The organism is Barnesiella sp. CU968 (genome assembly GCF_905219685.1).
Lineage (GTDB): Bacteria > Bacteroidota > Bacteroidia > Bacteroidales > Muribaculaceae > Lepagella > Lepagella muris_A.
Genome location: NZ_CAJMXD010000491.1, coordinates 1 through 1,833, shown reverse-complemented (window position 1 = coordinate 1,833; position 1,833 = coordinate 1). Strand labels below are relative to the sequence as shown.

Sequence of the window (1,833 nt, the reverse complement as noted above, 5' to 3'; positions counted from 1 at the left end):
TTTTAANGACATGAAATATTGAAGTGCCCGAAACTTCGGACACTTAAGAGAGTTATGCGCTTTATGGGACGTTTACTGTTTTAAGAAACAAGCACACATAATAAAGAATGCCGGAAACAAGTTGTTTCCGGCATTCTTTATTATGTGCCTGATGCATATGTGTGTAACCTTATTTCCGTTTGTTCAGAGCCTTGAGCATATTCTCAAGAGTGTTGCGGGTAGCTGACAGCGTGTCTATTATCTTTACTCTGTTGGTTACATTACGGCGGTTGGCTTTCAGTTGCTCTTTGGCAGCATCAATCTTCAGTCCTTTGATTTTTACCAGATAATGGATAATCTTTAGAGTCTCGATATCCTGTGGTTTGTAGTATCTGATGTTCGTTGCGCTTCTGCGAGGACGATACTCAGGGAATTCCTGTTCCCAATATCTTAATGTAGATGCAGATACTCCCAGTAATTCCGAAACATCCTTTATCTTATAATATTTTTTATCAAATTCTTCCATATAATCAATCCATTACATGTCCTGCATTTTCTGCTAACTGAACCATTTCCGCATATTCCTCCGGAGTCAGATCCATGAAATAATAATTTACAGGATTCTGTGGCTCATCCTTAAATCTCACTTCATAGTGAAGGTGAGATCCTGTTGATTTACCAGTAGAACCGACTTTACCTATCATCTCTCCCCTTTTCACTTCCTGCCCCGGTTTTACAAGTATCTCGCTCAGATGTGCGTATCTTGTCAGATAGTTGTATCCGTGAGAAATATCAATGCAATTGCCATATCCGCTTTGTCTGCCGGCTTCTGTAACTTTACCGTCAGCTGTGGCAAATACTGGCGTGCCTGTCTTTGCTGCGAAGTCAAGACCTGTGTGAAACTTAGAGCTGCCGTAAATCGGGTCGCGTCTCACACCATATCCTGATGACATTGTGAAATCTTTGATATTTATAGGAATTACAGATGGTATATGTGCAAGCTTGTCTTTCTGTTTTGAAGCAGTCTCCTTCAGCTGATCAAAGGAAAGGGACTGTGCATATAACTGACGCTCAAAAAGATCAAGCCGCTGTGTCAGCAGTCTTACGAGTCCTGCATCCGGAGTGTTCTGCAGTTCACGATATCTCTTTTCATTGTCAAGACCGGCGAGCCTTTGTCCATAACCCACAGGATCCATCTGCATCATGACTCTGTAAAAATTATCATCTCTGTTCTGTATGTTCGCCATGACCTTTAGAGAATTGTCAAGACGCCTGTTGAGTATATTATACTGACTTTTCAGAATTGCGTTTTCTTTGCGGAGATTTTGTTCTGTAGGTGCTTCGAAAGAATAAAAGATTACGAAATATAATCCAATGCCGATAAGCAAAGACAAACATCCTATTCGCAGGAATCCCCAGATTCTACCCTTTATCGAGGGAAACACGCGTTCAAAATTATCTGTCTCAGGATTATATATATAGTATATCGGTCGCTTCATGTAGGTTATTTAATAAACTGCGGAGCTTATATACACAGTGTAAAAAGTTATATTGTCAGTAAAAAGTTATATTGTCAGTTTATGACACATGGTGAAAAGAACCATAAAAACTTTGACATAAGAATATAATAGTTTAGTAGCCTGTTAAAATTTAATTGTGAGGTTATTGAGAAGATTTTATCAGTTTTTTCACGAGTTGAGAAGAGAGCATAGCGGACTATATGACCGATGACACCCGGTTAAAACAACCATAAAAGACCTCAGGAAAGCCACAAGAGTCATTATATAAATAATTTCGAATTAAATTTAAACAGTTTCTAAACAACTTGAATTGACAAAATAGTAAAATATGGTT

General features: G+C 38.6%; 2 protein-coding genes. Both read right to left on the bottom strand.

All coding sequences use genetic code 11. The annotated features are described in order from the left end of the window. Positions 1-169: 169 nt before the first annotated feature. Complete coding sequence (locus tag JX312_RS13015) at positions 170-505, bottom strand: MerR family transcriptional regulator (protein WP_204458350.1); 336 nt, start codon at positions 503-505, stop codon at positions 170-172. A 4-nt stretch (positions 506-509) separates the two neighbouring features. Then, positions 510-1,478: a M23 family metallopeptidase gene (locus tag JX312_RS13010; protein ID WP_123406560.1), complete on the bottom strand. Its 969-nt coding sequence runs from the start codon at positions 1,476-1,478 to the stop codon at positions 510-512. Positions 1,479-1,833: the final 355 nt, after the last annotated feature.